Annotated in this window: 25 protein-coding genes; 17 read left to right on the forward strand and 8 right to left on the reverse strand. The window is 58.2% G+C overall.

All coding sequences use genetic code 11. The features are described 5' to 3' along the window. Positions 1 to 225: 225 nt before the first annotated feature. From hrpB to ACQZ6D_RS23370, 3 genes are all read left to right on the forward strand, one after another. Positions 226 to 2712: an ATP-dependent helicase HrpB gene (hrpB, locus tag ACQZ6D_RS23360; protein WP_065705017.1), complete on the forward strand. Its 2487-nt coding sequence runs from the start codon at positions 226 to 228 to the stop codon at positions 2710 to 2712. Between the two features lie 29 nt (positions 2713 to 2741). Next, positions 2742 to 4049, forward strand: a complete 1308-nt coding sequence (locus tag ACQZ6D_RS23365; RefSeq protein WP_080800691.1) for an ActS/PrrB/RegB family redox-sensitive histidine kinase — start codon at positions 2742 to 2744, stop codon at positions 4047 to 4049. Positions 4050 to 4116: 67 nt separating this feature from the next. Then, positions 4117 to 4701, forward strand: a complete 585-nt coding sequence (locus ACQZ6D_RS23370; protein ID WP_003516258.1) for an ActR/PrrA/RegA family redox response regulator transcription factor — start codon at positions 4117 to 4119, stop codon at positions 4699 to 4701. A gap of 59 nt (positions 4702 to 4760) precedes the next feature. Here the strand turns inward: ACQZ6D_RS23370 and ACQZ6D_RS23375 are convergent, their stop codons facing one another. After that, a complete protein-coding gene (locus tag ACQZ6D_RS23375; RefSeq protein ID WP_013635204.1) occupies positions 4761 to 5246 on the reverse strand; it encodes an MmcB family DNA repair protein in 486 nt (161 codons plus the stop codon). A 183-nt stretch (positions 5247 to 5429) separates the two neighbouring features. Between ACQZ6D_RS23375 and ACQZ6D_RS23380 the strand changes: the two genes are divergently transcribed. Next, positions 5430 to 6131: a L,D-transpeptidase gene (locus ACQZ6D_RS23380; protein WP_003516268.1), complete on the forward strand. Its 702-nt coding sequence runs from the start codon at positions 5430 to 5432 to the stop codon at positions 6129 to 6131. A 152-nt stretch (positions 6132 to 6283) separates the two neighbouring features. Here ACQZ6D_RS23380 and ACQZ6D_RS23385 read toward each other — a convergent pair whose 3' ends face one another. The 4 genes from ACQZ6D_RS23385 to hslV all read right to left on the reverse strand — a co-directional run bounded on the left by ACQZ6D_RS23385 (position 6284) and on the right by hslV (position 11634). Beyond that, positions 6284 to 8452, reverse strand: coding sequence for a malate synthase G (locus ACQZ6D_RS23385; protein ID WP_065705021.1), 2169 nt, complete (start codon positions 8450 to 8452; stop codon positions 6284 to 6286). 121 nt (positions 8453 to 8573) lie between these two features. After that, the gene (locus ACQZ6D_RS23390; protein ID WP_003516272.1) at positions 8574 to 9539 is read right to left on the reverse strand and encodes a DUF1402 family protein; all 966 of its coding nucleotides are present in this window, start codon (positions 9537 to 9539) and stop codon (positions 8574 to 8576) included. Positions 9540 to 9727: 188 nt separating this feature from the next. Then, positions 9728 to 11035: an ATP-dependent protease ATPase subunit HslU gene (gene hslU / locus ACQZ6D_RS23395; protein WP_003516274.1), complete on the reverse strand. Its 1308-nt coding sequence runs from the start codon at positions 11033 to 11035 to the stop codon at positions 9728 to 9730. A 74-nt stretch (positions 11036 to 11109) separates the two neighbouring features. Beyond that, positions 11110 to 11634 carry an ATP-dependent protease subunit HslV gene (gene hslV / locus ACQZ6D_RS23400; protein ID WP_003516283.1) on the reverse strand — a complete coding sequence of 175 codons (525 nt, stop codon included), beginning with the start codon at positions 11632 to 11634 and terminating at the stop codon, positions 11110 to 11112. 203 nt (positions 11635 to 11837) lie between these two features. Between hslV and hisB the strand changes: the two genes are divergently transcribed. Genes hisB through coaA form a run of 7 tightly spaced genes read left to right on the forward strand, consistent with a single transcriptional unit; the run spans position 11838 to position 16460 of the window. Then, positions 11838 to 12434, forward strand: a complete 597-nt coding sequence (gene hisB / locus ACQZ6D_RS23405) for an imidazoleglycerol-phosphate dehydratase HisB (RefSeq protein WP_003516285.1) — start codon at positions 11838 to 11840, stop codon at positions 12432 to 12434. A gap of 23 nt (positions 12435 to 12457) precedes the next feature. Continuing rightward, positions 12458 to 12952, forward strand: a complete 495-nt coding sequence (locus ACQZ6D_RS23410; protein WP_065705024.1) for a DUF2628 domain-containing protein — start codon at positions 12458 to 12460, stop codon at positions 12950 to 12952. 1 nt (position 12953) lies between these two features. Continuing rightward, the gene (hisH, locus tag ACQZ6D_RS23415; protein WP_065705026.1) at positions 12954 to 13604 is read left to right on the forward strand and encodes an imidazole glycerol phosphate synthase subunit HisH; all 651 of its coding nucleotides are present in this window, start codon (positions 12954 to 12956) and stop codon (positions 13602 to 13604) included. 1 nt (position 13605) lies between these two features. After that, complete coding sequence (gene hisA, locus ACQZ6D_RS23420; protein ID WP_013635199.1) at positions 13606 to 14349, forward strand: 1-(5-phosphoribosyl)-5-[(5-phosphoribosylamino)methylideneamino]imidazole-4-carboxamide isomerase; 744 nt, start codon at positions 13606 to 13608, stop codon at positions 14347 to 14349. After that, positions 14346 to 15122, forward strand: a complete 777-nt coding sequence (hisF, locus tag ACQZ6D_RS23425; RefSeq protein ID WP_003516294.1) for an imidazole glycerol phosphate synthase subunit HisF — start codon at positions 14346 to 14348, stop codon at positions 15120 to 15122. Before hisA ends, hisF begins: the two co-directional genes overlap by 4 nt. Positions 15123 to 15138: 16 nt before the next feature. Continuing rightward, positions 15139 to 15462 (forward strand): phosphoribosyl-ATP diphosphatase, encoded by a 324-nt coding sequence (locus tag ACQZ6D_RS23430; protein WP_003516295.1) that lies wholly within the window; start codon positions 15139 to 15141, stop codon positions 15460 to 15462. After that, positions 15459 to 16460, forward strand: a complete 1002-nt coding sequence (gene coaA / locus ACQZ6D_RS23435; RefSeq protein ID WP_019565929.1) for a type I pantothenate kinase — start codon at positions 15459 to 15461, stop codon at positions 16458 to 16460. Before ACQZ6D_RS23430 ends, coaA begins: the two co-directional genes overlap by 4 nt. A 48-nt stretch (positions 16461 to 16508) precedes the next feature. On the opposite strand, the gene lysM is transcribed toward coaA, so the two are convergent. The 3 genes from lysM to ACQZ6D_RS23450 all read right to left on the reverse strand — a co-directional run bounded on the left by lysM (position 16509) and on the right by ACQZ6D_RS23450 (position 19202). Beyond that, positions 16509 to 16958: a peptidoglycan-binding protein LysM gene (lysM, locus tag ACQZ6D_RS23440; RefSeq protein ID WP_003516300.1), complete on the reverse strand. Its 450-nt coding sequence runs from the start codon at positions 16956 to 16958 to the stop codon at positions 16509 to 16511. Between the two features lie 86 nt (positions 16959 to 17044). Then, a complete protein-coding gene (gene arfB / locus ACQZ6D_RS23445) occupies positions 17045 to 17479 on the reverse strand; it encodes an alternative ribosome rescue aminoacyl-tRNA hydrolase ArfB (RefSeq protein ID WP_019565930.1) in 435 nt (144 codons plus the stop codon). A 112-nt stretch (positions 17480 to 17591) separates the two neighbouring features. Then, on the reverse strand, positions 17592 to 19202 hold the full coding sequence (locus ACQZ6D_RS23450; RefSeq protein ID WP_003516305.1) for a phosphoenolpyruvate carboxykinase: 1611 nt from the start codon (positions 19200 to 19202) through the stop codon (positions 17592 to 17594). A gap of 339 nt (positions 19203 to 19541) precedes the next feature. On the opposite strand from ACQZ6D_RS23450, the gene chvI reads away from it, so the two are divergent. From chvI to ahcY, 6 genes are all read left to right on the forward strand, one after another. Further along, positions 19542 to 20270, forward strand: coding sequence for a two-component system response regulator ChvI (chvI, locus tag ACQZ6D_RS23455; RefSeq protein WP_003516307.1), 729 nt, complete (start codon positions 19542 to 19544; stop codon positions 20268 to 20270). A gap of 52 nt (positions 20271 to 20322) precedes the next feature. Continuing rightward, entirely contained in the window at positions 20323 to 22113 is a 1791-nt protein-coding gene (gene chvG, locus ACQZ6D_RS23460; protein ID WP_065705032.1) for a two-component system sensor histidine kinase ChvG, read from the forward strand. Then, complete coding sequence (locus tag ACQZ6D_RS23465) at positions 22103 to 22567, forward strand: HPr kinase/phosphorylase (protein WP_065705034.1); 465 nt, start codon at positions 22103 to 22105, stop codon at positions 22565 to 22567. Before chvG ends, ACQZ6D_RS23465 begins: the two co-directional genes overlap by 11 nt. 125 nt (positions 22568 to 22692) lie before the next feature. Then, a complete protein-coding gene (locus ACQZ6D_RS23470) occupies positions 22693 to 23094 on the forward strand; it encodes a PTS sugar transporter subunit IIA (RefSeq protein WP_003516318.1) in 402 nt (133 codons plus the stop codon). A 12-nt stretch (positions 23095 to 23106) separates the two neighbouring features. After that, a complete protein-coding gene (locus ACQZ6D_RS23475) occupies positions 23107 to 23382 on the forward strand; it encodes an HPr family phosphocarrier protein (protein WP_003516321.1) in 276 nt (91 codons plus the stop codon). A gap of 129 nt (positions 23383 to 23511) precedes the next feature. Beyond that, complete coding sequence (ahcY, locus tag ACQZ6D_RS23480) at positions 23512 to 24912, forward strand: adenosylhomocysteinase (RefSeq protein WP_003516323.1); 1401 nt, start codon at positions 23512 to 23514, stop codon at positions 24910 to 24912. Positions 24913 to 25101 lie beyond the last annotated feature (189 nt).

The following is a 25101-nucleotide window of genomic DNA, read 5'->3' on the forward strand; positions in this document are numbered from 1 at the left end:
CGGACCGCACGGGAGGCATAGAAAGGACGGAATCCTCGTCTCTTTTGGCGGCGCATGCGGGAACCCCTTCCCACCCTTCACGACAGATAGCTTGCGAAGAACCGCAATTTTGCCGGAAGAGCTCTTGCGAAACCCTCTCCGCCGGCTGTCAAAGCACCGGGCCGTGCTTTAGAAACGGCAAAAGAGACGCTTAGACATCAACCCGATTGCCCCAGGCCTGTTTGCATGACCAGAACGCCAGCCCATATAAAGATCGATCTGCCCGTACTTCCCGTCAGCGACGTTCTGGCCGAGATTGCCCAAGCGTTGGACGGGTCAAAGCGTGCCGTTCTATCGGCTCCTCCGGGTGCGGGCAAAACAACGCTGGTGCCGCTTCATCTCCTGCGTGAGGAATGGCGGGGCGACGGCAAGATCATTCTTCTCGAACCACGCCGGCTTGCCGCCCGGGCCGCGGCTGGACGCATGGCTGATCTTCTTCAGGAGAATGTTGGAGAAACCGTCGGCTATCGTATGCGGCTCGACAATCGCATCTCCTCAAGAACCCGGATTGAAGTGGTGACTGAGGGTGTCTTTGCCCGGATGGTTCTGGACGACCCGGAACTTGCCGGCGTTTCGACGGTGATTTTCGACGAGTTTCACGAACGTTCACTCGATGGCGATTTCGGACTGGCACTTGCGCTCGACGTTCAGGAGGGACTGAGAGACGATCTGCGCATCCTCGTGATGTCCGCCACCCTTGATGTGGAACGCATCAGTGCGCTGATGGGCGATGCCCCTGTCATTCAGAGCCTCGGCCGCACATATCCAATCGACATCCGCTACGAGGACCGCTGGCAGGGTGTGCCTGTAGACGAGAAAGTCACAAAGGCGATTACCGAAGCTCATGCATCGGAAACAGGCTCCATTCTTGCCTTCCTTCCGGGGCAGGCAGAAATTACTCGCACGGCCAACCGGCTGGAGGGGCGCTTTTCCGACGATACAGATATCATCCCGCTTTACGGCAATCTTTCGCAAAAGGAGCAGGATGCGGCGATCAAGCCGGCACCGGCCGGACGGCGCAAGATCGTGCTTGCCACATCGATCGCAGAAACATCTATCACCATAGATGGCGTGCGTGTGGTGATTGATAGCGGGTTGCAGCGACTACCGGTTTTCGAACCGGCAACGGGAATCACGAGACTGGAGACAGTGCGGGTTTCGCGCGCCTCCGCCGACCAACGGGCGGGCCGAGCCGGACGAACGGAACCCGGCGTTGCGATCCGCCTGTGGCATCCGGGACAGACGGCAGCGCTCAACGCCTTCACGCCACCGCAAATTCTGGCGAGTGATCTTTCCGGCCTTGCACTCGACCTCGCCCATTGGGGCGTTCATGATCCTTCCGCGCTTTCATTTCTGGATGCCCCTCCCGAAGCGGCATTGAAGGAATCGATCGCGCTTCTCAAAAATCTGGGCGCACTCGATGAAAGCGGCGCGCTGACGCGACGCGGCCACCTGATGCGCAGCCTCTCACTACCGCCAAGGCTTGCGGCAATGGTAATTGCAGCGGGGAGCGAAGGTGCGGGAAAAAAGGCGGCGATGCTCGCTGTCATGCTGACGGAACAGGGACTGGGCGGAACCGACATTGATCTCGATGAAAGATTGCGCCGCTTTCTTTCCGAGAGAAGCGAAAGAGCGCAAGCGGCACGCAAGCTGGCTTCGAGACTTCTAGATGCGATCGGCGATGCGCAGACTATGAATGAACAGCCAAGCGAGGCTGGCCCCTTGCTGCTCCACGCCTATCCGGACCGGATTGCGCTTCAGCGAGGAGCGCGCGGTCGTTATGTGATGGCGAACGGCCGGGGTGCAGAACTTGCCGAAACCGAACGGCTGGCGGCGAGCAGGATGCTGGTGGTTGCCGATATTACCGGGCGTGCGGCACAGCCGCGCATCCTTTCCGCAGCAAGCATCGAGCGCACCGATATAGAAGAGCGGATGCCGCATCTTATTGTGCAGCAGGACCAGCTGCTGTTTGACAAGGCAAGCGGTCAGGCGCGTGCACGCCGCGTCACGCGCCTAGGCGCCATCATCCTCGACGAAACGCCCCTGCCCCGCCCGGAGGGTGAACAGGCGGCGCAGGCACTTGCCAACGGCGTTCGGGAATTTGGTGTCGGAATTCTTCCGTTCACAAAAGAAACCCAGCAGTTGCGCGACAGGATAGGCTTTCTGAATGCCAGCATCGGCGACCCCTGGCCGGATGTCAGCGATGCTGCATTGCTTTTACGGCTGGATGAATGGTTCGTGCCCTTCCAGCACGGCGCCCGCAGCCTTCAGGATATCCGGCCCGGCAGCCTTTCCGAGGGACTTTTAGCCCTGGTGCCTTATGAGGTCGCACGCGATCTCGGCAGGCTTGCGCCGACGCATTTCGAAGCGCCGACGGGCCAGCGGCATCCTATTCGTTACGATGCCAGCGAACCGACGCTTTCCATTCGTGTGCAGGAGCTTTTCGGGCTGACGGCTCATCCCGCCATCGCGCAGGGGCGGTTGCCGCTGCTGCTGGAATTGACCTCGCCGGCGCACAGGCCGATACAGACGACACGCGATCTTCCGGGTTTCTGGGCAGGATCGTGGAAAGATGTGCGGGCGGACATGCGCGGGAGGTATCCGCGCCATCCATGGCCTGAGGACCCGGCATCGGCATTGCCGACCAGCCGCGCAAAACCGCGCGGAACGTGATGACGATCAAAAGCACAAAGGAGATGAAGGTGGCTGGCCATCCGATCGAAACAACAAGGCTTGGCCGCGCCAGCCGCAGGATAAGGCTGCAAACCATCGTATGGTTGCGCTGGCTGGCGGTGGCCGGGCAAAGTGCGACGATCCTGCTTGTTGCTTTCGGCTTGAACTTCCCCCTGCCACTTCTGGCTTGCAGCCTTTTGATCGGTGCACTGGCGCTTGCCAACCTGTTTCTCACTGCGCGTTTTCCCTCCACCTATCGTCTGGAGCCGTGGGAAGCGACATTGCTGCTGGCATTCGACCTGCTGCAATTGACGGCGCTCATCTACATCACCGGTGGTCTTTCTAATCCTTTCGCACCGCTGATCTGCGTGCAGGTCATCATCGCCTTCGCGTCGCAGCCGCTTCGGCACTCGCTTATTCTGCTCGCATTTGCCGTCATCTGCTCGACGGCAATCGCTTTTTCGCCGTTTCCGGTTCCGTGGTATCCCGGTGAGGTGCTGCCGATCCAGCTTCTGCTGCATGTGGGCACCTGGGTCGCGATCATTGCCACGACCTCTTTCGCGGCCTTTTATGCCTATCGCGTTTCACACGAGGCCAATCAGCTGGCCGATGCGCTGGCTGCGACCGAACTGGTGCTGGAGCGGGAAAAACATCTCTCGCAGCTAGACGGTCTGGCCGCCGCTGCGGCACACGAGTTGGGCACGCCGCTGGCGACAATCAGCGTCGTCGCCAAGGAAATGGAACGGGAACTCGGAAATGATGAAAGGTTTGGCGAAGACATAGCGCTGCTGCGCAGCCAGAGCGAAAGATGCCGGGATATTCTGCGCCGCCTTACATCACTTTCCACCGATGATGAAGAACATATGCGCCGCCTGCCGCTCTCCTCGCTGATTGAGGAGGTGATGGCGCCGCACCGGGAATTCGGCATCCGTCTCGATCTCGTCGAAAAGAACAACCGGATCGACGAGCCGGTTGGCATCCGGAATGCAGGCGTTATTTACGGGCTGGGCAATCTCATCGAAAACGGCGTGGACTATGCGCGGGAAAAAGTGACCGTGACCGTGGACTACGATTCGCAGAATGTCGCCGTCACCATTGAGGATGATGGACCGGGTTATGCCCATGACGTGCTTGCCCGCATTGGTGAACCCTATGTGACCGAACGTCACAACGATACCCGGGCGGGAGGGCTGGGACTCGGGCTTTTCATTGCAAAGACATTGCTGGAACGCTCCGGCGCCACCGTTACCTTCGAAAATCGCGGTTTGAGCGGAACCGGAGCGCGGGTCACAATCATCTGGCCTCGAGCGCTTATGGACGATAAAAGAGACCGTTGACTTTACCATCCACGTGGAAGCGGCGATAAGAAGAAAAAACCGACTAAGTTGCCGAAAGGCCTGAGACATGACGACAGAAGACCAGACCCCCATCAGCGCGACAACGGATGACGACGACCCGATCGGAGCTGACAGATCGCTGCTGATCGTCGATGACGACGGTCCCTTCCTGCGCCGGCTTGCCCGGGCCATGGAAACACGCGGATTTATCGTCGATACCGCCGAGACGGTCAGCGAAGGCATTGCCCGTTCCAAGGCTGCGCCGCCCAAATATGCGGTCGTTGATTTGCGGCTTACGGATGGCAATGGTCTCGAGGTCATCGAAGCCATCCGGCAGTACCGGGACGATACGCAGATTGTCGTCCTGACGGGCTACGGCAATATCGCAACCGCCGTTACCGCCGTGAAGCTTGGGGCGCTGGATTATCTTGCCAAACCGGCCGATGCGGACGATGTCTTCAATGCGCTGACGCAGCGCAAGGGAGAAAAGACTGAAGTGCCCGAAAACCCGATGTCGGCCGACCGGGTTCGTTGGGAGCATATTCAGCGCGTTTATGAAATGTGCGAGCGCAACGTCTCGGAAACCGCCCGCCGGCTTAACATGCACCGGAGAACGCTGCAGCGCATTCTGGCGAAACGCGCGCCGAAGTAGAGCATTTACAGTATAAGTGAGAAGCGGTTTTACGTCTGGATATGGTCTGGAACCGGGTATCACTCTCCGAAGCTGCGCCCGGTCGTCCACTCCGCCAGCATCAGCCGGGTTGCAGCGGTTCTCGAGAAATCCAGCATCACCGATTTGCGGGTTGCGGGCGGTAATTTATGCTCCGGCGCATCGCGAAGCATATGGGCGCCATAGCCATCCGACAGGATAAGCCCACATTCTTCCGGAAAGATTTCGACCGGCACTTCCGGATGGGTGGCAAAAAACAGCCGGTCGCAATGCAGGCGGTATTCCGGCCATTTGCGATCGACGCGGAAGTCCTCGATCGAGGATTTGATTTCGATAATCCAGATTTCACCCTTTGCCGAAAGGCTGATGAGATCGGCCCGTCGTCCGCTTGCAAGCGGCAGTTCCGGCAAAACCGAATGTCGCATCTCGTGCAAAAGCACCTGAACGCCGCGGCGCACCAGCATCGCCTTGTCCGACTGGCGACCGTCGATTAACGGATTATTGTTGGTAAGCGAAAGAATAGTCATGGATAAAGGCTACTGAGGCGTTTGGCCTATTGTTGCAAAAAGGCAATCAACCGGCAATTTTAAAGTCACATTCGTCCTGCAGCAGCGTATCGGCTTGCCAAGAACGGCTTAATGGAAAATAACCGATTTATCCAATTAAGCCTACTCCTTCGCACAATTTGGCGAATTTTCCGCGAGAACGATATGCGCATCCGTACCTCATTGACTGCACTCGGTCTGACGGCAGCACTGGCTCTGGCCGGCTGCGCCGAAACCACATCCCAATCATCCGGCCAGGTAGCGGCGTCAGTGCCGGTCGCTAACCCGGTTCCGGCAAAGGTCGAAACCGTCCAGATCTTCAACGATGTTTACGGCCCTGTGACCGACGCGGGCTATGCGCTGCCCGCCATCCCGATCAATCGTGTGAACGAGAAGTTCCGTCGTCAGATCGTCGAATTCCAGAATAACGAACGGCCGGGCACGATCATCGTCAATACGCGTGAGCGTTTCCTTTATTATATCCTGCCCGGCAACCGCGCAGTTCGTTACGGCATCGGCGTTGGCAAGGCTGGTTTTGCCTGGGCCGGCGAAGCCTATGTCGCCTGGAAGCAGGAATGGCCGATGTGGCATCCGCCGAAGGAAATGGCCGACCGCAAGCCGGAAGTCGCAAAGTATGTCGAGGCAGGCATGGGTCCGGGTCTTTCCAACCCGCTCGGCGCGCGCGCCATGTATCTCTTCAACGAAAAGGGACAGGACACGCTGTTCCGTATCCACGGTTCGCCTGAATGGGCATCGATCGGCACCGCCGCCTCTTCCGGCTGCATCCGCATGATCAACCAGGACGTTATCGACCTTTACAGCCGCGTCCGTCCCGGCCGCAGCACCAAGGTTGTCGTGATCCAGTAAGATCAGATACCAGACAAAGAAAAAGCCGCCGTGGAATTCCCGGCGGCTTTTTTGTTTCTGGAGCATTCCCAGTAAAAGTGCATAGCGGTTTTAAGGTAGAGCACGTCGAACATTGCGTTCAGACAAGACGTGCTCTGGAGTGCCTGTCGGCCTCAAGCCGCCTGCTTCGCCTTCAGTTCGAGGCGACGGCGGTGCAGAACCGGTTCCGTATAACCGTTAGGCTGCTCCCGGCCTTTCAGCACAAGTTCGACGGCGGCCTGAAAAGCGACCGATCCTTCAAAGTTGGACGCCATCGGCAGATAGGCCGGATCTCCGGCATTTTGGCTATCGACCACGGCGGCCATGCGTTTCATGGTCTCAACGATCTGCTCTTGCGTAACCACGCCATGGCGCAGCCAGTTGGCCATATGCTGCGCGGAGATGCGCAGCGTGGCGCGGTCCTCCATCAGTCCGACATTGTTGATATCAGGCACCTTGGAGCAGCCGACGCCCTGATCGACCCAGCGCACGACATATCCCAGAATACCCTGCGCGTTGTTGTCGAGTTCGCGCTGGATTTCCTCGGGCGTCCAATTGGGACGCGGCACGACCGGCACCGATAGAATATCGGAGAGTTTTGCCCGGCCCCGGCTTTTCAGGTCGTCCTGAACGGCTGCGACATCGACCTTGTGATAATGCGTGGCATGCAGCGTCGCAGCCGTGGGTGAAGGTACCCAGGCGGTGTTGGCGCCTGCCTTCGGATGCGCGATCTTCTGCTCCAGCATGGCGGCCATCAGGTCAGGCATGGCCCACATGCCCTTACCGATCTGCGCATGGCCGGAAAGGCCGCATTCCAGACCGATATCGACGTTCCAGTTCTCGTAAGCCGCAATCCAGGCCGCCTGTTTCATATCGCCCTTGCGGATCATCGGACCCGCTTCCATCGAGGTATGAATTTCGTCGCCCGTGCGGTCGAGGAAGCCGGTATTGATGAAGACGACCCGGTCTTTTGCCGCGCGAATGCTTTCCTTCAGGTTGACCGTGGTGCGGCGTTCCTCGTCCATGATGCCCATTTTCATGGTGTTCGGCGCCATGCCGACAAGCTTTTCGGCCCGCGTGAAAATCTCGTTGGCGAAGGCGACTTCCTCCGGCCCGTGCATCTTCGGCTTGACGACATACATGGAACCGGCACGGGAATTCTGGCGACGGCCGGAGGGGCCGACATCGTAAAGCGCAATCAGCGCTGTGACGACGGCGTCCATGATACCTTCCGGCACCTCGCGGCCATCCTTGTCAAGGATCGCCGGATTGGTCATGAGGTGACCGACATTACGCACCAGCATCAGGGACCGCCCCGGCAGAGTAAGTGCTCCACCATCGGGGGCGGTGTAATAACGATCCGGGTTGAGACTACGGGTGAAGGTGTTACCACCCTTGGACACCTTCTCCGTCAGGTCGCCGCGCATCAGGCCAAGCCAGTTGCCATAAACCAGCACCTTGTCCTCGGCATCAACAGCGGCAACGGAATCCTCGCAGTCCATGATGGTTGTCAGTGCCGATTCGAGAATGACATCCGAGATGCCCGCCTTGTCACCCTTGCCGATTTCCGTCGAGGGATCGATGACGATCTCGGTGTGAAGACCATTCTTGCCAAGCAGGATCGTTGCCGGCTTTTCCGCATCGCCGGTAAAGCCCTTGAATTGCTCGGCATCTTTCAGGCCCGTTTTGCTGTCACCGATTGCAAGCTGCAAGAGGCCGTCAACGATCTTGAATCCGGTCACATCCGACCAGCCTGCCGTTTCGAGCGGAGCTGATTCGTTGAGGAAGTTCCGCGCCCAGGCAATGACCTTTTCGCCGCGTTTCGGATTATAGCCCCTGCCCTTTTCCGCACCATCGGCGTCAGAAATGGCATCCGTGCCGTAAAGTGCATCGTAAAGCGAACCCCAGCGGGCATTGGCGGCGTTCAGCGCATAACGGGCATTCATGACCGGCACGACAAGCTGCGGGCCTGCGACAGCGGCAATTTCCGAATCGACGTTGCTGGTTTCGACCTTGAAGCCGGGTCCTTCCGGCAGCAGATAGCCGATTTCCTTCAGGAAGCCCTCATAGACATCAAAATCCGTCGGGGCGCCATTCTGCCGGTACCAGCCATCCAGTTTTTCCTGCAAGGCGTCGCGCTTTGCGAGCAATTCACGATTCTTAGGGGAAAGCTCGTGGACGATGGCGGAAAAGCCTTCGAAGAAGGTTTCTGCATCAAGACCCGTGCCCGGCAGAACGTCATCCGTCAAAAAAGCATAAAGCCTGTCATCAATGGAAAGACCGAATTTATTGGTGCGGCTCACATGCGCCTCCTCGTTATCTTAAGGGCGCAGATTGGACGCTGAGGCAGGCGCTCGTCAATTGCGAGAGGCAACCAAATATTATTTCCGTTTTGGAAATAATGCCGACGATAATCGTCTTTTTCTACAAAAGCGCCTGCAAATCCTTGATGCGATCGTTCACCAGCCAGCCGTAATAGTTTTCTTCCGGCAAAAGCGGCTGTTCTCCACCTGCGGCGCGCTGACGATTTTTCTGGGCGAGAGCGGCAGCGCGCTGCGCGGATCCGCCGACATTATAAAGCGTGGACGTTACACCAGGATTTTTGGAAACATCCATGTCGGCAATCGACCTGTAGTCGTCGATCGATTTGCGGATGGAAGCTGCCATGAAGGCGAGCGAGCGATCCGGGTCCATGATCGCGGTATAAACGGCGGTCGCATCGTTTTCGTCGAGCTTCTCATAACCTGAGGTTTTCGACACCATGTCGGACAACATCAATGCCGTGAGCGGATTGATCTGGCCGAGACCGAAGGTCTGTCCGGCATAAAAGGGCTGGAAAAATACAGCGCTGAAACGATTGTTCGGATAGGCAACGCCATCTACCGTCTTGCCGCGGAAGCTGTCGTCCCAGACGTCTTCCCGACAGTTCCAAAGGCTATAGGAATCCTTTTTCGACTGGCACCTGGCGAATTGCGAATGCGTCAGAAACTGCGCGATGGTTTCGTCCTTGTAGCCGAAACGGAAGCTGCTGCCGGCATAGGAGGCGGCCTTGACGTAGTAGGATTGCAGGCGGTCATAGGCGTCGACGTTATAGGTATGCTCGCCGACAATCGCCCCGATCATGTGGATCGGATCGATACCGTAGCGCCCGGCAGTAGACTTGATCTTGCCGATCAGTGCCTTGTCGGAAGACAGGAGGTCGATCACCTTCTGGTATTTACGCTCGAAAGACGTATTGGAACCCTTGGTTCGACGTGCGGAAGCCCCCGGAATGCCCGGCTGTTCGGCATTGCGATTGCCAGGCGGGACGACCGTCGCGGCCTCGGCATAAGAAGACGAGACAACGGTGAACGTCAAAGCGGCGGCAAATGCCAGAAGAGTTTTGCGCACGAGCGAATGCCTTTTCTCAAGCCGACCTCTCCCGAACCAAGAGAAAACCGGACCATTCCATAAAGCGGTTCCAACCGGAATGCAGCCTTTCCCATAAACAAAAAGGGGGCTGAATGCGAGACAAGGCCATAAAATAAAAGAGTGCGGCAAATGTGGCCGCACTCTCGTGTCGTTGCTCTCCAAGATATTCAGAGAATATAGCGGGACAAATCCGTATCGGCGGCAAGATCGCCGACGTGCTTTTTGACATATTCCTGATCGATCTTGACGGCAGAGCCACCACGATCGGGTGCGTTGAAGGAAATCTCGTCGAGAACACGCTCCATCACCGTCTGCAGGCGGCGCGCACCGATATTCTCGACCGACGAGTTGAGATGAACAGCCACGTCGGCCAGAGCGTCGATCGCATCGTCCGTGAAGTCGAGATCGAGTTCTTCCGTCGCCATCAGCGCCTTGTACTGGCGGATGAGGCTTGCTTCCGTCTCGGTCAGGATACGGCGGAAGTCCTCCTTCGTCAGCGGCTTCAGCTCGACACGGATCGGCAGGCGGCCCTGAAGCTCCGGCAGAAGGTCGGACGGCTTTGCCACATGGAACGCGCCGGAAGCGATGAACAGAACGTGGTCGGTTTTCACCGGCCCGTATTTGGTCGATACAGTCGTGCCTTCAACGAGCGGCAGAAGATCGCGCTGCACGCCTTCACGCGAGACGCCGGCACCCATGCCGCCATCGCGCGCAGCAATCTTGTCGATCTCATCGAGGAAGACGATGCCGTCATTTTCCACCGACTTCACCGCTTCGCGCTGGATCATGTCATTATCGAGCAGCTTGTCGGATTCGTCGCGAACGAGATCGGTATAGGATTTCGAGACGGTGGTGCGCACCTTCTTGGTACGTCCGCCCATCGCCTTGCCAAACATTTCCGACAGGTTGAGAACGCCGATATTGGCACCCGGCATGCCGGGTATTTCAAAGCCGGGCATGCCCGAACCGCTGTCGGCCACTTCGATGTCGATTTCCTTGTCGTCCAGCTCGCCATCGCGCAGCTTCTTGCGGAAGCTCTCACGTGTCGCGGGTGACGCGGTCGATCCGACCAGTGCGTCGAGCACCCGCTCTTCGGCGCTCTGATGCGCCTTGGCCTGTACTTCCGCGCGCTTCTTTTCACGCACGAGGCCAATGCCGATCTCGACCAGATCGCGGATGATCTGCTCGACATCGCGACCGACATAACCGACTTCGGTAAATTTGGTCGCTTCGACCTTGATGAAGGGCGCGCCGGCAAGCTTGGCGAGACGGCGGGAAATCTCCGTCTTGCCGACACCGGTCGGTCCGATCATCAGGATGTTTTTCGGCATCACTTCGTCGCGCAGGCTCTCATCGAGCTGCTGGCGACGCCAACGGTTGCGCAGCGCAATCGCGACCGCACGTTTCGCATCATGCTGGCCGATGATGTGGCGATCCAGTTCCGAGACAATTTCCCGGGGAGAAAAAGTGGTCATTCTGTCCTCTCGGCTTTCCTGTTCCGGCCGGCCATTCTGGCCCGGCCCACAGGACCCTTGGGTGAGAAATATGCTTACTCGGCGTCGAGGGTTTCGATGACGAGGTTATGGTTGGTGTAAACGCAGATATCGGCGGCGATATCGAGCGACTTGCGCGCCACCTCCTCTGCCGACTTGTCCGTATCCATCATGGCGCGGGCAGCCGCAAAGGCGTAGTTGCCGCCGGAGCCGATGGCGATCGCACCATGTTCGGGTTCCAGCACGTCACCATTACCGGTGATGGCGAGTGTCGTGGATTTGTCGGCCACCAGCATCATGGCTTCGAGGTTGCGCAGATATTTATCCGTGCGCCAGTCCTTTGCAAGCTCTACGGCTGCGCGCATGAGCTGACCGGGATATTGCTCGAGTTTCTTTTCGAGACGGTCGAGCAGCGTGAAGGCGTCCGCCGTTGCGCCGGCAAAACCGGCAATCACTTCACCCTTGCCAATGCGACGAACCTTGCGGGCATTGCCCTTCATGACGGTCTGGCCAAGACTTACCTGACCATCGCCAGCCATGACGACCTTGCCGCCCTTCCTGACTGTAATAATCGTTGTCATCAAACACCTGTCTGCCCTACCGGGCCTGCGGTTAACGGGCCGGCATCCGGCCCTTCTCGGCATCTATGTAAGTTTGCTTTTCACGATTGCAAATCCTGCCCGCACGGCACTGTTTTGCGCAGATCATTCAAGACGATGGAACAACTGGATATTTGTGTCTCGTGCTGATAAGGAACGGCGACATTTTCACGGAGCGGCCAAAGATGGCAGAACGTAAAGGCGAGATCATCCGCAAGACCAACGAAACCTCGGTTTCGGTGCGCGTGGATATCGACGGCACCGGCAAGTCGACAATTTCCACCGGGGTGGGATTTTTCGATCATATGCTGGACCAGCTGAGCCGCCATTCGCTGATCGACATGGATATCGAGGTTCAAGGTGACCTGCATATCGATGATCACCATACGGTCGAAGATACCGGCATCGCCATCGGCCAGGCCATCGCGAAGGCGTTGGGTGACAGGCGCGGCATTACCCGCTACGCCTCGCTCGATCTTGCCATGGATGAGACGATGACCAAGGCTGCCGTGGATATTTCCGGCCGTCCCTTCCTTGTGTGGAATGTCAACTTCTCCGCGCCGAAGATCGGCACATTCGACACCGAGCTTGTGCGCGAATTCTTTCAGGCGCTGGCCCAGAATGCCGGCATCACGCTGCATATCCTGAACCATTACGGCGCCAACAACCATCATATCGCCGAAACATGCTTCAAGGCCGTTGCCCGCGTTCTTCGCGCGGCAACCGAGATCGACCCCCGGCAAGCAGGCCGCGTTCCCTCGACAAAGGGCATGCTGGCCTGACCGCCAAAGCTGTCAGGAAGCCCATGACAAGCTATCTCGTTCTGGAAGCCCCCAACGGGCCGGACAGGGACCACAAGACGACCCGCTTCATAGCAGACCGTTTCGTCTGGCTGGCACTTATTGCGCCCTGGCTGTGGCTGGCCGTAAACCGGCTGTGGCTGGCCGCGATCGTCGTATTTGCAGTTCTCGTTCTGGCCGGTTTCGCATCAATGTTACCCGGATTCGAACCGGTGGGCATTTTGTGCAGCGTCGCCATTGCCCTCATCACTGCACTGGAGGGGCGCGATTTTCTCGTCCGGCACCTGATAGGCAAGGGCTGGAAGATGACCTCGGTCATTTCCGCCCCTGATCTTTCGAGTGCCGAAGAGATATATTTCTCCGATCTTTCCGAAAATACCGAGTCGTCGGGACAGCTGTCGCAGCCGGTATGGACCCCCTCGCCGCAGAAGAGCGGTGACAAAAACTTCGTCAACGATCCCTCCGGATCGTTTCTTTTCGACTTGAATGGAAGGCGCTGACATGCGCGTCGCGATTATCGACTACGGTTCTGGCAACCTGCGTTCGGCCACCAAGGCTTTCGAGCGCGCCGCCCGCGAAGCCGGCATCAATGCAACCATTGACCTGACCGATAAGCCGGATCACGTCGCATCTGCGGACCGCATCGTCCTGCCAGGCGTCGGCGCGTATGCCGATTGCCGCGCCGGTCTCGAAGCTGTGCCCGGCATGCATGAGGCGCTTATCGAAGCCGTCGAGAAAAAAGCTCATCCCTTCCTCGGCATCTGCGTCGGAATGCAGCTGATGTCTTCGCGCGGTCTCGAAAAGACTGTCAGCATGGGGCTTGGCTGGATCGAAGGCGATGTCATTGAAATGACGCCCTCCGATCCGGCGCTTAAAATCCCGCAGATTGGCTGGAATACGCTGGAAATCCGGCATCAGCATCCCCTGTTCGACGGTATCAGAACCGGCTCTGACGGCTTGCATGCCTATTTCGTGCATTCCTATCATCTGGCGGCGAAACATCCGGCGGATGTCATAGCTACCACCAATTACGGTGGCGCGATGACGGCTTTCGTTGGTCGCGACAATATGGCTGGCGCGCAGTTCCACCCGGAAAAAAGCCAGACGCTCGGCCTCGCCCTGATTTCCAATTTCCTGCGCTGGAAGCCCTGACATGATTCTTTTTCCCGCAATCGATCTTAAAGACGGCCAGTGCGTTCGCCTGAAACTCGGCGATATGGAGCAGGCAACCGTTTACAATACGGACCCCGGCGCACAGGCGAAGTCCTTCGAGGACCAAGGCTTCGAGTGGCTGCATGTCGTCGATCTCAACGGCGCCTTCGCGGGCCAGACGGTGAATGGCGAAGCGGTCGATGCCATTCTCAAGGCCACGACAAACCCGGTGCAGCTTGGCGGCGGCATCCGCACTCTCGATCATATTGAGGCGTGGCTCAGCCGTGGGCTTGCCCGCGTCATTCTCGGCACCGTGGCGGTGCGCGATCCCGTTCTGGTTATCGAAGCCTGCAAGCGTTTCCCCGGTCAGGTCGCTGTCGGCATCGACGCCAAAGGCGGCAAGGTTGCTGTTGAGGGCTGGGCGGAAGCCTCAGAACTCGGCGTCATCGAACTTGCCAAACGTTTCGAAGGTGCCGGCGTTGCCGCCATCATCTACACCGATATCGATCGCGACGGCATTCTGGCTGGCATCAACTGGGCCTCTACACTCGAACTGGCAGATGCCGTGTCGATCCCTGTCATCGCCTCCGGCGGCCTTGCTTCCATCGAAGACATCAAGCGCATGTTGCAGCCGGATGCCGCAAAGCTAGAGGGCGCAATTTCAGGCCGCGCGCTTTATGACGGGCGCATCGATCCTGCCGAGGCGCTCGCCCTCATCAAGGCTGCGAAGGAGATAAGCGCATGACCCTCAAAGCCCGCGTTATTCCCTGCCTCGATGTAAAAGACGGCCGAGTCGTCAAGGGTGTGAACTTCGTCGATCTTATCGACGCCGGCGACCCAGTCGAGGCGGCGAAGGCCTATGATGCGGCGGGAGCGGACGAACTCTGCTTTCTCGACATTACCGCCTCGTCCGACAATCGCGACACGATTTTCGACGTGGTATCGCGCACGGCCGACCATTGCTTCATGCCGCTGACCGTCGGCGGCGGCGTCCGCGCCGTGGCTGACATCCGCAAGCTGCTTCTCTGCGGTGCAGACAAGGTCTCCATCAATTCCGCAGCGGTGAAAGATCCTGATTTCGTCGCGCAGGCTGCCGACAAATTCGGCAACCAGTGTATCGTCGTCTCCATCGACGCCAAACGGGTTTCGAAGGACGGGGAAGACGGACGCTGGGAGATCTTCACGCATGGCGGACGTCAGCCAACCGGAATCGACGCCGTGGAATTTGCCATCAAGATGGTCGAACGCGGTGCCGGCGAATTGCTCGTCACCTCGATGGACCGCGATGGCACCAAAAGCGGATACGATATCGGCCTGACACGCAGCATTGCCGATCAGGTTCGCGTGCCCGTCATCGCCTCGGGTGGCGTCGGAACGCTGGATGATCTGGTAGCCGGCGTTCGCGATGGCCATGCGACCGCAGTGCTTGCCGCTTCCATTTTCCACTTCGGCACCTATTCGATCGGGCAAGCCAAGAGCTACATGGCCGAGCATGGCATCGCCATGCGTCTCGACTGATTGCAGGAACCTTTCCATGAGCGCATTTTCCCTTTCCGATCTGGAACGCATCGTCGCGACACGCGCCGCCGCCTCTCCCGATGAATCCTGGACGGCCAAACTTGTTGCGGCGGGCCAGGAACGTGCGGCGAAAAAACTGGGCGAAGAGGCTGTTGAGGCCGTGATCGCCGCCATCGCGAAAGACCGCGACGGGCTGAAAAACGAAGCCGCCGATCTGCTTTATCACCTGCTGGTGGTGTTGAAGATCGCCGACATTCCCCTTGCCGACGTCTTTGCGGAGCTGGAGCGCCGGACCGGACAGACCGGACTTGCGGAAAAGGCAGCGAGGCCGACATCATGAATGTGAAGGCAGGCAGCGGGGAGAGAGGCATGCCGAGCACACTCGATCATTTCCGCCCGGATGAATATTCGCCCTATCACTTCTTCAGCTCGGAAGAATGGGCAAAGTTTCGCGCCGACACACCACTCACCCTTTCCGCCGACGAGGTCAAAAGACTGCGTTCGCTGGACGACCCGATTGATCTGGACGAAGTGCGGCGTATCTATCTGTCGCTGTCGCGCCTGCTGTCATCGCATGTGGAAGCATCGCAGCTGCTGTTCGAACAGCGCAACCGCTTCCTGAACATGGCGGATGTCAACAAGACGCCCTTCGTCATCGGCATTGCCGGGTCGGTGGCGGTTGGAAAATCGACAACGGCGCGTATTTTGAAGGAGCTTCTGGCCCGCTGGCCTTCCAGCCCGAAGGTCGATCTCATCACCACCGACGGGTTTCTTTACCCGAACGAGGTGCTGCGGCGCGAAAACCTGATGGAGCGCAAGGGCTTTCCGGAAAGCTACGACATCGGTGCGCTGCTGCGTTTCCTCTCGGCGATCAAGGCGGGCCAGCCGAATGTGAAGGCGCCACGCTACTCGCATCTGACCTATGACGTGCTGCCCAACGAATTCACTGTCATCGACCAGCCGGATATCCTCATCTTCGAAGGCATCAACGTGCTGCAATCACGCGACCTGCCGGCGGGCGGGCGGATAGTGCCGATCGTTTCCGACTTCTTCGATTTCTCGATCTACATCGATGCGGATGAGGACTTCATTCACAACTGGTATGTGAACCGGTTCATGAATCTGCGACAAACCGCCTTCCGAGACCCGAATTCATTCTTCAATCGCTATGCGTCGATCAGCGAAGAGGCGGCGCTCAGCATTGCCGAGGGCCTCTGGCAGAACATCAACCTGAAGAACCTGCGCCAGAACATCGTGCCCACGCGTCCACGCGCCGATCTTATCCTGCGCAAGGGCAAAAACCACCTGATCGACACGGTGGCCCTTCGCAAGTTGTGAAAGATGCCGCAAAAGCGGCATCTCCATCGCAGCGGTTAAAATCCGTTATTAGGCAAGGTCAGGAATGCGCAGGACCTGACCGGGATAGATTTTATCGGGATGGGTCAGCATCGGTTTGTTGGCTTCGAAGATGATGTTGTTCTTGCCACCATTTGCCTTGCCGTACTGGGCCTCAGCGATCTTCCAGAGATTATCGCCCTTCTTGACCGTGTAGAAAACGGGTTCCTTCGCCGGCGCTTCTGCCACCGTCAGTTCGCCGGCCTCGACCTTGGAAATGCCGAGCGTATTGCCAACGGCGATGACTGCCTTTTCGAAAATCGACTGGTCGGCCACTTCGCCCTTCAGAACGACCTTATCGTTCACCACCTCGACCTGAACCTTGTCGGTGCCGAGATCGTGGGAAGCGAGTTCTTTTTTGACGGCTTCGACATCGGGGGCATCATCTCCACCGATACCAAGCTTCTTTCCCGCTTCCTTGATGAAATTGAACAGACCCATAGCACCCTCCTTGGTTGTAGGAGGTCTACCAGACGATATCTGGAGGTCTATGACAAGTGCGAAACATTTTGCCATCCAGCTGCGACCTAGTCGCCTGACGGCTTGCCACGCATTTTCTTGACATCCGACCGGCCGGATTTCGCCTTGAGGCGGCGCTCGACGGAACCCTTGGTCGGCTTGGTAGCCTTGCGCACCGGCGGCGGCGGCGCTGCCGCTTCAAGAATCAGTTCCTTCAGCCGTTCACGCGCGTCTTCGCGATTGCGCTCCTGGCTTCGAAACCGGCTCGCCTCGATCATGAGCACGCCTTCTTTCGAAACACGCCGCCCGCCCAGACGCAGGGCATTCGCCTTCACCCGTTCCGGCAGGGAGGGAGAATTGGCGATGTCGAAAAACAGCTGAACCGCCGTCGAGACCTTGTTGACATTCTGGCCACCCGGCCCGCCGGCAAGCACGAATTGCTCCGTCAGCTCCCAGCCGGCGATGGTAATTCGGTTGCTGATGTAAAGCGGGGCGCTGGCCATGTTTTTTCTCCGCGCCGGTGATGCCACAGATCGAGAAAAATGAAAACAAGGCACGAAACGAAAGAACCCGGCACAAGGCCGGGTTCCCCTCCTCATCATAAACGAGGCTTATTCATTCTGCAGCAAGCAGCAGACCCGGTGCTGCATCGCGCACCTTGCTGTCGACGTGATCTTCGAACTTGGTGAAGTTCGTAACGAACATCGACACAAGCTTCTTCGCCTGCGCGTCGTAAGCTGCGCCGTCGGCCCAGGTCGAACGCGGGTCGAGGATCGCGGCATCGACGCCTTCCAGCGACAGGGGCACGGCGAAACCGAAATTCGCATCGGTGCGGAATTCGGCACCCTTCAGCTCGCCGGTGAGGGCTGCCGTCAGAAGCGCGCGGGTCGCCTTGATGGGCATACGCTTGCCGATGCCGTAAGCACCGCCGGTCCAGCCGGTGTTGACCAGCCAGCAGTCCACGCCATGCTTGCCGATCAGCTCACGCAGCAGGTTGCCGTATTCCGCCGGGTGGCGCGGCATGAAGGGTGCGCCGAAGCAGGTGGAGAATGTAGCTTCTGGCTCAGTCACGCCCTTTTCCGTGCCGGCAACCTTTGCCGTGTAGCCGGAAAGGAAGTGGTACATGGCCTGTTCCGGCGTCAGCCGGGCAATGGGCGGCAGCACGCCGAAGGCATCCGCAGTCAGCATGATGATCGTCTTCGGATGACCGGCAATGCCCGTTTCCGATGCATTCGGAATGAAGTGCAGCGGATAGGCACTGCGGGTGTTTTCCGTCAGCGAGTTGTCGTTGAAATCCGGAACACGGTTTTCGTCCAGCACGACGTTTTCGAGAACGGTGCCGAAACGGCGGGTCGCGGCATAGATTTCCGGCTCGGCTTCGGCCGACAGCTTGATCGCCTTGGCGTAGCAGCCGCCTTCGAAATTGAAGATGCCGTGTTCGCCCCAGCCGTGCTCATCGTCGCCGATCAGCGTGCGCGACGGATCAGCCGACAGCGTGGTCTTGCCGGTGCCGGACAGGCCGAAGAACACGGCGGAATCACCCTCGGGACCGACATTGGCCGAGCAATGCATCGGCATGACGCCCTTGGCCGGCAGCAGGTAGTTCAGCACCGTGAAGACCGACTTCTTGTTTTCACCGGCATAGGAGGTACCGCCGATAAGGACGAGACCATTGGTGAGATCGCAGGCGATGACGGTTTCCGAACGGACGCCGTGACGCGCCGGATCAGCCTTGAAGCTCGGCAGATTGATGATGGTCAGCTTCTGTTTGAAGCCTGCCAGTTTCTCCCGCTTCGGGCGGATGAGCAGGTTGCGGATGAACAGCGAATGCCAGGCAAGCTCAGTGACGACACGGGTCGACAGGGCGTTTTCCTCATCGGCACCGCCGATCAGGTCCTGAACATAGAGCGTCTTGCCGGCGGCGTGCGCAAGCATGTCCTGACGCAGCAGCTCGAAGTTTTCCGGCGACAGCGGCTTGTTGTTGTCCCACCAGATAGTGTCTTCGGTGGAAGCGTCGCGGACGACGAATTTGTCCTTCGGAGAACGGCCCGTATGCTGACCGGTAACGGCACGAAGTGCGCCATCCGCCGTCAGCTCGGCTTCGCCGTTGCGGATCGCCTCTTCGTACAATTCGCTTTCGTTGAGGTTATAAAAGACGCGGGAGGCCTCGCCCAGTCCGAGTTCCGCAACTCCATTGGCAGGATTATGAACCCCAAGCTCGTTCATGACGCGTTCCTTGTAAATGACGATAAGGCCGTTGAAATTTTCACGGAAAATACGTGGCGGCTTTTAGAAACGCAAGAGTGAAACTTTAAATAACTTAGTGATTTCAATATATTAATCGATTTAAAAGATTTTATTTCTTTTTAAATCGGTTGAAGACGCATTAGAATCCAGCTGCGGCGTTTTCCCGGAATTGGCCTAGTCACACCAGGCGATTTGGTTGTGAGTTTTCCTTTGCCACAATTTGTTCCACCTTTATACTCATGAGAGTGGCTCGCGGCGCGCAACCTTGGCTGGGTGGATGTCGGGAGTTACGAGAAAATGACGATGGAGACCAACTACATGCAGACGATCGCGCTTGTCGACGACGACCGGAATATTCTCACTTCGGTATCGATCGCGCTCGAAGCCGAAGGCTACCGGGTCGAAACGTATACGGACGGCGCCTCCGCGCTTGACGGACTGATTGCCCGTCCGCCGCAGCTCGCCATTTTCGACATCAAGATGCCGCGCATGGACGGCATGGAGCTTTTGCGGCGTCTTCGCCAGAAATCGGATATTCCGGTTATCTTCCTGACCTCCAAGGATGAAGAGATCGACGAATTGTTCGGCCTGAAGATGGGTGCTGACGATTTCATCACAAAACCCTTCTCGCAGCGCCTTCTGGTGGAACGCGTCAAGGCCATCCTGCGCCGCGCCAGCAGCCGCGAGGCTTCCGCTGCGACCGGCGGCAGCACGCTGAAGCCGACGGCTGATCAACAGGCGCGTACGCTCGAACGCGGCCAGCTGGCCATGGATCAGGAACGCCACACCTGCACCTGGAAGGGCGAGCCGGTGACGCTGACCGTTACCGAATTCCTTATCCTGCATTCGCTTGCACAGCGGCCAGGCGTGGTGAAAAGCCGCGACGCGCTGATGGATGCGGCCTACGACGAACAGGTCTATGTTGACGACCGCACGATCGACAGCCACATCAAGCGCCTTCGCAAGAAGTTCAAACTGGTCGATGGTGACTTCGATATGATTGAAACGCTTTATGGCGTAGGATATCGCTTCCGCGAAGCGGCTTGAACGAGCCGCAATCGGGAGAGACCACCGGAATTGTGGTGGCGAGGACATAGACTTGTTGAAGAAAACGCCGGAAACCGTCTCGGACAGTGACGATGTCGAAGATCGCGGCAGCGAACGCCGCCATCGTATCCATCCGCTGACGATCGTCCGACGCATTTTTGGCAATGCGGTGTTTTCCAGCCTCACGCGCCGCATCCTTTTCTTCAACGTGGCCGCGACGGTCGTTCTGGTCGGTGGCATTCTCTACCTCAACCAGTTCCGCGAGGGGCTGATCGATGCGCGGGTGGAAAGTCTTTTGACGCAGGGCGAGATCATCGCCGGCGCCATCTCGGCCTCCGCCTCGGTGGATACCAACTCCATCACCATCAATCCGGAAAAGCTGCTGGAATTGCAGGCGGGGCAAAGCATCACGCCCGCCCCCAATGACGAGGACTTGAGTTTCCCGATCAATCCGGAACGGGTGGCGCCGGTGCTGCGCCGGCTGATTTCGCCGACACGGACCCGCGCTCGGCTTTTCGACGCCGATGCCAACCTGCTTCTCGATTCTCGCCATCTCTATTCCCGCGGCCAGGTCCTGCGCTTCGATCTGCCGCCGGTGACGCCGGAAACCCAGACCTGGGGTGAATGGTTCACCAGCATGTTCAACCGCATGCTGCAACCGAGCAGCCTACCGCAATACAAGGAAGCGCCAGGTGGCGACGGCTCGATCTATCCGGAGGTGATGAATGCGCTGACCGGCGTGCGCGGCGCAGTCGTTCGCGTTACGGAAAAGGGTGAGCTAATCGTTTCGGTCGCCGTTCCGGTGCAGCGCTTCCGGGCCGTGCTCGGGGTTCTGCTCCTGTCCACGCAGGCCGGCGATATCGACAAGATCGTGCATGCGGAGCGCCTCGCCATCATGCGCGTGTTCGGCATCGCCACGCTCGTCAACATCGTACTTTCCCTGCTGTTGTCCTCCACCATCGCCACGCCGCTCCGGCGGCTTTCGGCGGCTGCGATCCGCGTTCGTCGCGGAGCGAGAACCCGCGAGGAGATACCGGACTTTTCGGCGCGTCAGGATGAAATCGGCAACCTTTCCATAGCGCTTCGTGAAATGACGACGGCGCTCTACGACCGTATCGACGCAATCGAAAGTTTCGCCGCCGATGTCAGCCACGAGCTCAAGAACCCGCTGACTTCGCTGCGCAGCGCCGTGGAAACCCTGCCGCGTGCCAAGACGGAAGAGTCCAAACAGCGGCTGACAGAGATCATCTTCCACGATGTCCGCCGCCTCGACCGCCTGATCAGCGATATTTCGGATGCCTCGCGGCTCGATGCCGAACTGGCGCGTGTCGATGCATCGCCGCTGGATCTCGACGTTCTTATGAAGGGTCTGGTGGATATCTCCCGCCAGATCAGCACAAAGAAAAAGAGCGTGGCGATCGACTATGTCGCCGACCGGAAGGCGGGAGCCAAAACCTCCTTCGTCGTGAACGGTCACGATCTTCGCATCGGGCAGATCGTCACCAACCTGATCGAGAATGCGCGCTCTTTCGTTTCCGAGGAAAGCGGCCGCATCACCGTGCGCCTTTCCCGTCACAAGGACCGCTGCATCGTGCAGGTGGAAGACAATGGCCCCGGCATTCAGGCCGAGGATATCGACCGGATTTTCGAGCGCTTCTACACCGACCGACCGGCAAGCGAAGGTTTCGGCCAGAATTCCGGCCTTGGCCTTTCCATCAGCCGCCAGATCGCCGAAGCCCATGGCGGCAGCCTGAGGGCAGAAAACGTCGTCGACAAATACGGCGTGATATCAGGCGCGCGCTTCACCCTGTCGCTGCCGGCGGCCGAAACCCATGAACGCTGAACGCTTCAACCTGCACGCAACCGCCATTGTCGTCGACAACACCGGCATTCTCTTCACCGGACCGTCCGGCAGCGGCAAAAGCGAGCTTGCCTTCAGCTTTCTGACGGAGGCGCAACGATGCGGATTGCCGGCGGCACTGATCGCGGATGATCAGATTTTCGTGTATCGCGACGGCGAAAACATTATCGCCGAGCGGCCGGAAGCGATTGCCGGACTACTGGAATTGCGCGGCAGCGGCATCGTTAACGTCAACAGCGTCCCGAGCGCCGGACTAAATTTCGCTGTTACGACAGTTCTTTCACCGGAAAATCCAAGATTTCCGGAAGATGACGAGGTGTTGTTGCTGCCCTGCGGCGGGCATCTTCCGCTTCTGCGTATTCCGCTTTCCAGTCTTACGCCCTATGGAAAATTTGCTGCACTTGCTCAAAATCTTTTTAAAACGAACGTGAAGTGACCATGATTCAGGCGATTTTAGGCTTGCGATTCGCATTTTCCTCATCAAGATGAAATCCCACCGATGGACAGGATTGCCGCGTTGCGATAGTCGGCAATGAGAGTGCGTGTGCAAGGGAGCATTTCATGATCGGACTAGTGCTTGTCACCCATGGCAAGCTGGCTGAGGAGTTTCGCCATGCGTTGGAGCATGTCGTCGGTCCCCAGAAATTGATCGAGACGGTTTGTATCGGTCCCGAAGACGACATGGATCAGCGCCGGCAGGATATCATCGACGCCGTTACGCGCGTCAATGATGGAAATGGCGTCATTATTCTGACGGATATGTTCGGTGGCACACCGTCCAATCTTGCCATCTCCGTCATGAACAACGGCAATGTCGAAGTCATCGCCGGGGTCAATCTTCCCATGCTGATAAAACTCGCAGGCGTTCGCAGCGAAGACAACATGGACAAGGCGCTCCAGGACGCATCCGACGCCGGTCGCAAATACATCAACGTCGCCAGCCGCGTTTTAAGCGGCAAATAAGAAGTCAGCCCCATGTCGCCTCACTCCCGGGAATTGCCGATCATCAACAAGCGCGGTCTCCACGCCCGGGCATCTGCAAAATTCGTGCAGATGGTCGAGGGTTTCGACGCGACGATTACGGTGTCGAAGGACGGAATGACCGTTGGCGGCACCTCCATCATGGGTCTGATGATGCTGGCGGCCAGCCCGGGATGCAGTGTCTATGTCGAGGCGAGCGGCAACCAGGCGGAAGAGGCGCTCGCCGCACTCGAGGCACTTGTTGCCGACCGCTTCGGCGAAGAAGCCTGACCCCACCTCCATATAAAGACATAAAGACTTCTTTATATCGTTATTGCCAGATCGTTTTTGGCCTGCTAAACCGCTGCTACGTTTAAAAGCCGGGCCAGCAGGCATGGCATTTCTGATCTGGAGAACTTCATGAGCCTTGAGAAGGACTACATCATCGCCGATATCAACCTTGCCGCATTCGGCCGCAAGGAACTGGACATCGCCGAAACCGAAATGCCTGGCCTTATGTCCTGCCGCAAGGAATTCGGCGAGAGCAAGCCCCTGAAGGGCGCACGTATTACCGGTTCTCTTCACATGACGATCCAGACCGGTGTCCTCATCGAGACGCTGAAGGAACTGGGCGCGGACATCCGCTGGGCGTCCTGCAACATCTTCTCGACGCAGGACCATGCCGCAGCAGCTATTGCAGCGGCCGGCATTCCTGTTTTCGCGGTAAAGGGTGAGAGCCTGACGGAATATTGGGAATATACCGACAAGATCTTCCAGTGGACCGATGGCGGCCTCTCCAACATGATCCTCGATGATGGCGGCGATGCCACCATGTACATTCTGCTCGGCGCGCGCGCCGAAGCCGGTGAGGACGTTCTTTCCAACCCCGGTTCGGAAGAAGAGGAAATTCTTTTCGCGCAGATCAACAAGCGCCTCAAGGCTTCCCCCGGCTGGTTCACCAAGCAGCGTGACGCGCTGAAGGGCGTGACGGAAGAAACGACGACAGGCGTTCATCGTCTCTACGATCTTGCCAAGAAGGGCCTCCTGCCCTTCCCGGCCATCAACGTTAACGACAGCGTCACCAAGTCCAAGTTCGACAACAAATACGGCTGCAAGGAATCGCTGGTAGACGGCATTCGCCGCGCCACCGACGTGATGATGGCCGGCAAGGTTGCCGTGGTCTGCGGTTACGGCGATGTCGGCAAGGGTTCCGCCGCCTCGCTGCAGGGCGCTGGCGCCCGCGTGAAGGTCACGGAAATCGACCCGATCTGCGCGCTTCAGGCCGCCATGGACGGTTTCGAGGTCGTTCGCCTGGAAGACGTTGTGTCTTCCGCTGACATCTTCATCACCACCACCGGCAATAAGGACGTTATCCGCATCGAGCACATGCGCGAGATGAAGGACATGGCCATCGTCGGCAATATCGGCCATTTCGACAATGAAATTCAGGTCGCTTCGCTGCGTAACCTCAAGTGGACAAACATCAAGCCGCAGGTCGACATGATCGAGTTCCCGAAGGGCAACCGCATCATCCTGCTGTCCGAAGGCCGCCTGCTGAACCTTGGCAATGCCACAGGTCACCCTTCCTTCGTCATGTCGGCGTCGTTCACCAACCAGGTGCTGGGCCAGATCGAGCTTTTCACCAAGCCGGGTGAATACAAGAACGAAGTCTACGTGCTGCCGAAGCACCTCGACGAAAAGGTCGCACGCCTTCATCTCGAGAAGCTTGGCGTGCGCCTGACAGAACTTTCCGACCTTCAGGCTGATTATATCGGCATCTCGAAGCAGGGTCCGTTCAAGGCAGAACACTACAGATATTAATTTCATAGTTAATATCCACTGAAATTACACAATATGTAGATGCCGTGCGCTTGACAAAGCGCGCGGCATCTTTTTTGCGCGCTCCCTTTCCGCAGATTTATGAAGACGGTATTGTCATCGAACTTGATTCGGACACGCCAAAGGGCGGCGGGGACGAAATGGGATGTCTTGTCGAAGATGCGGCACATA

It is taken from the genome of Agrobacterium sp. 22-3639C2, from assembly GCF_053522105.1.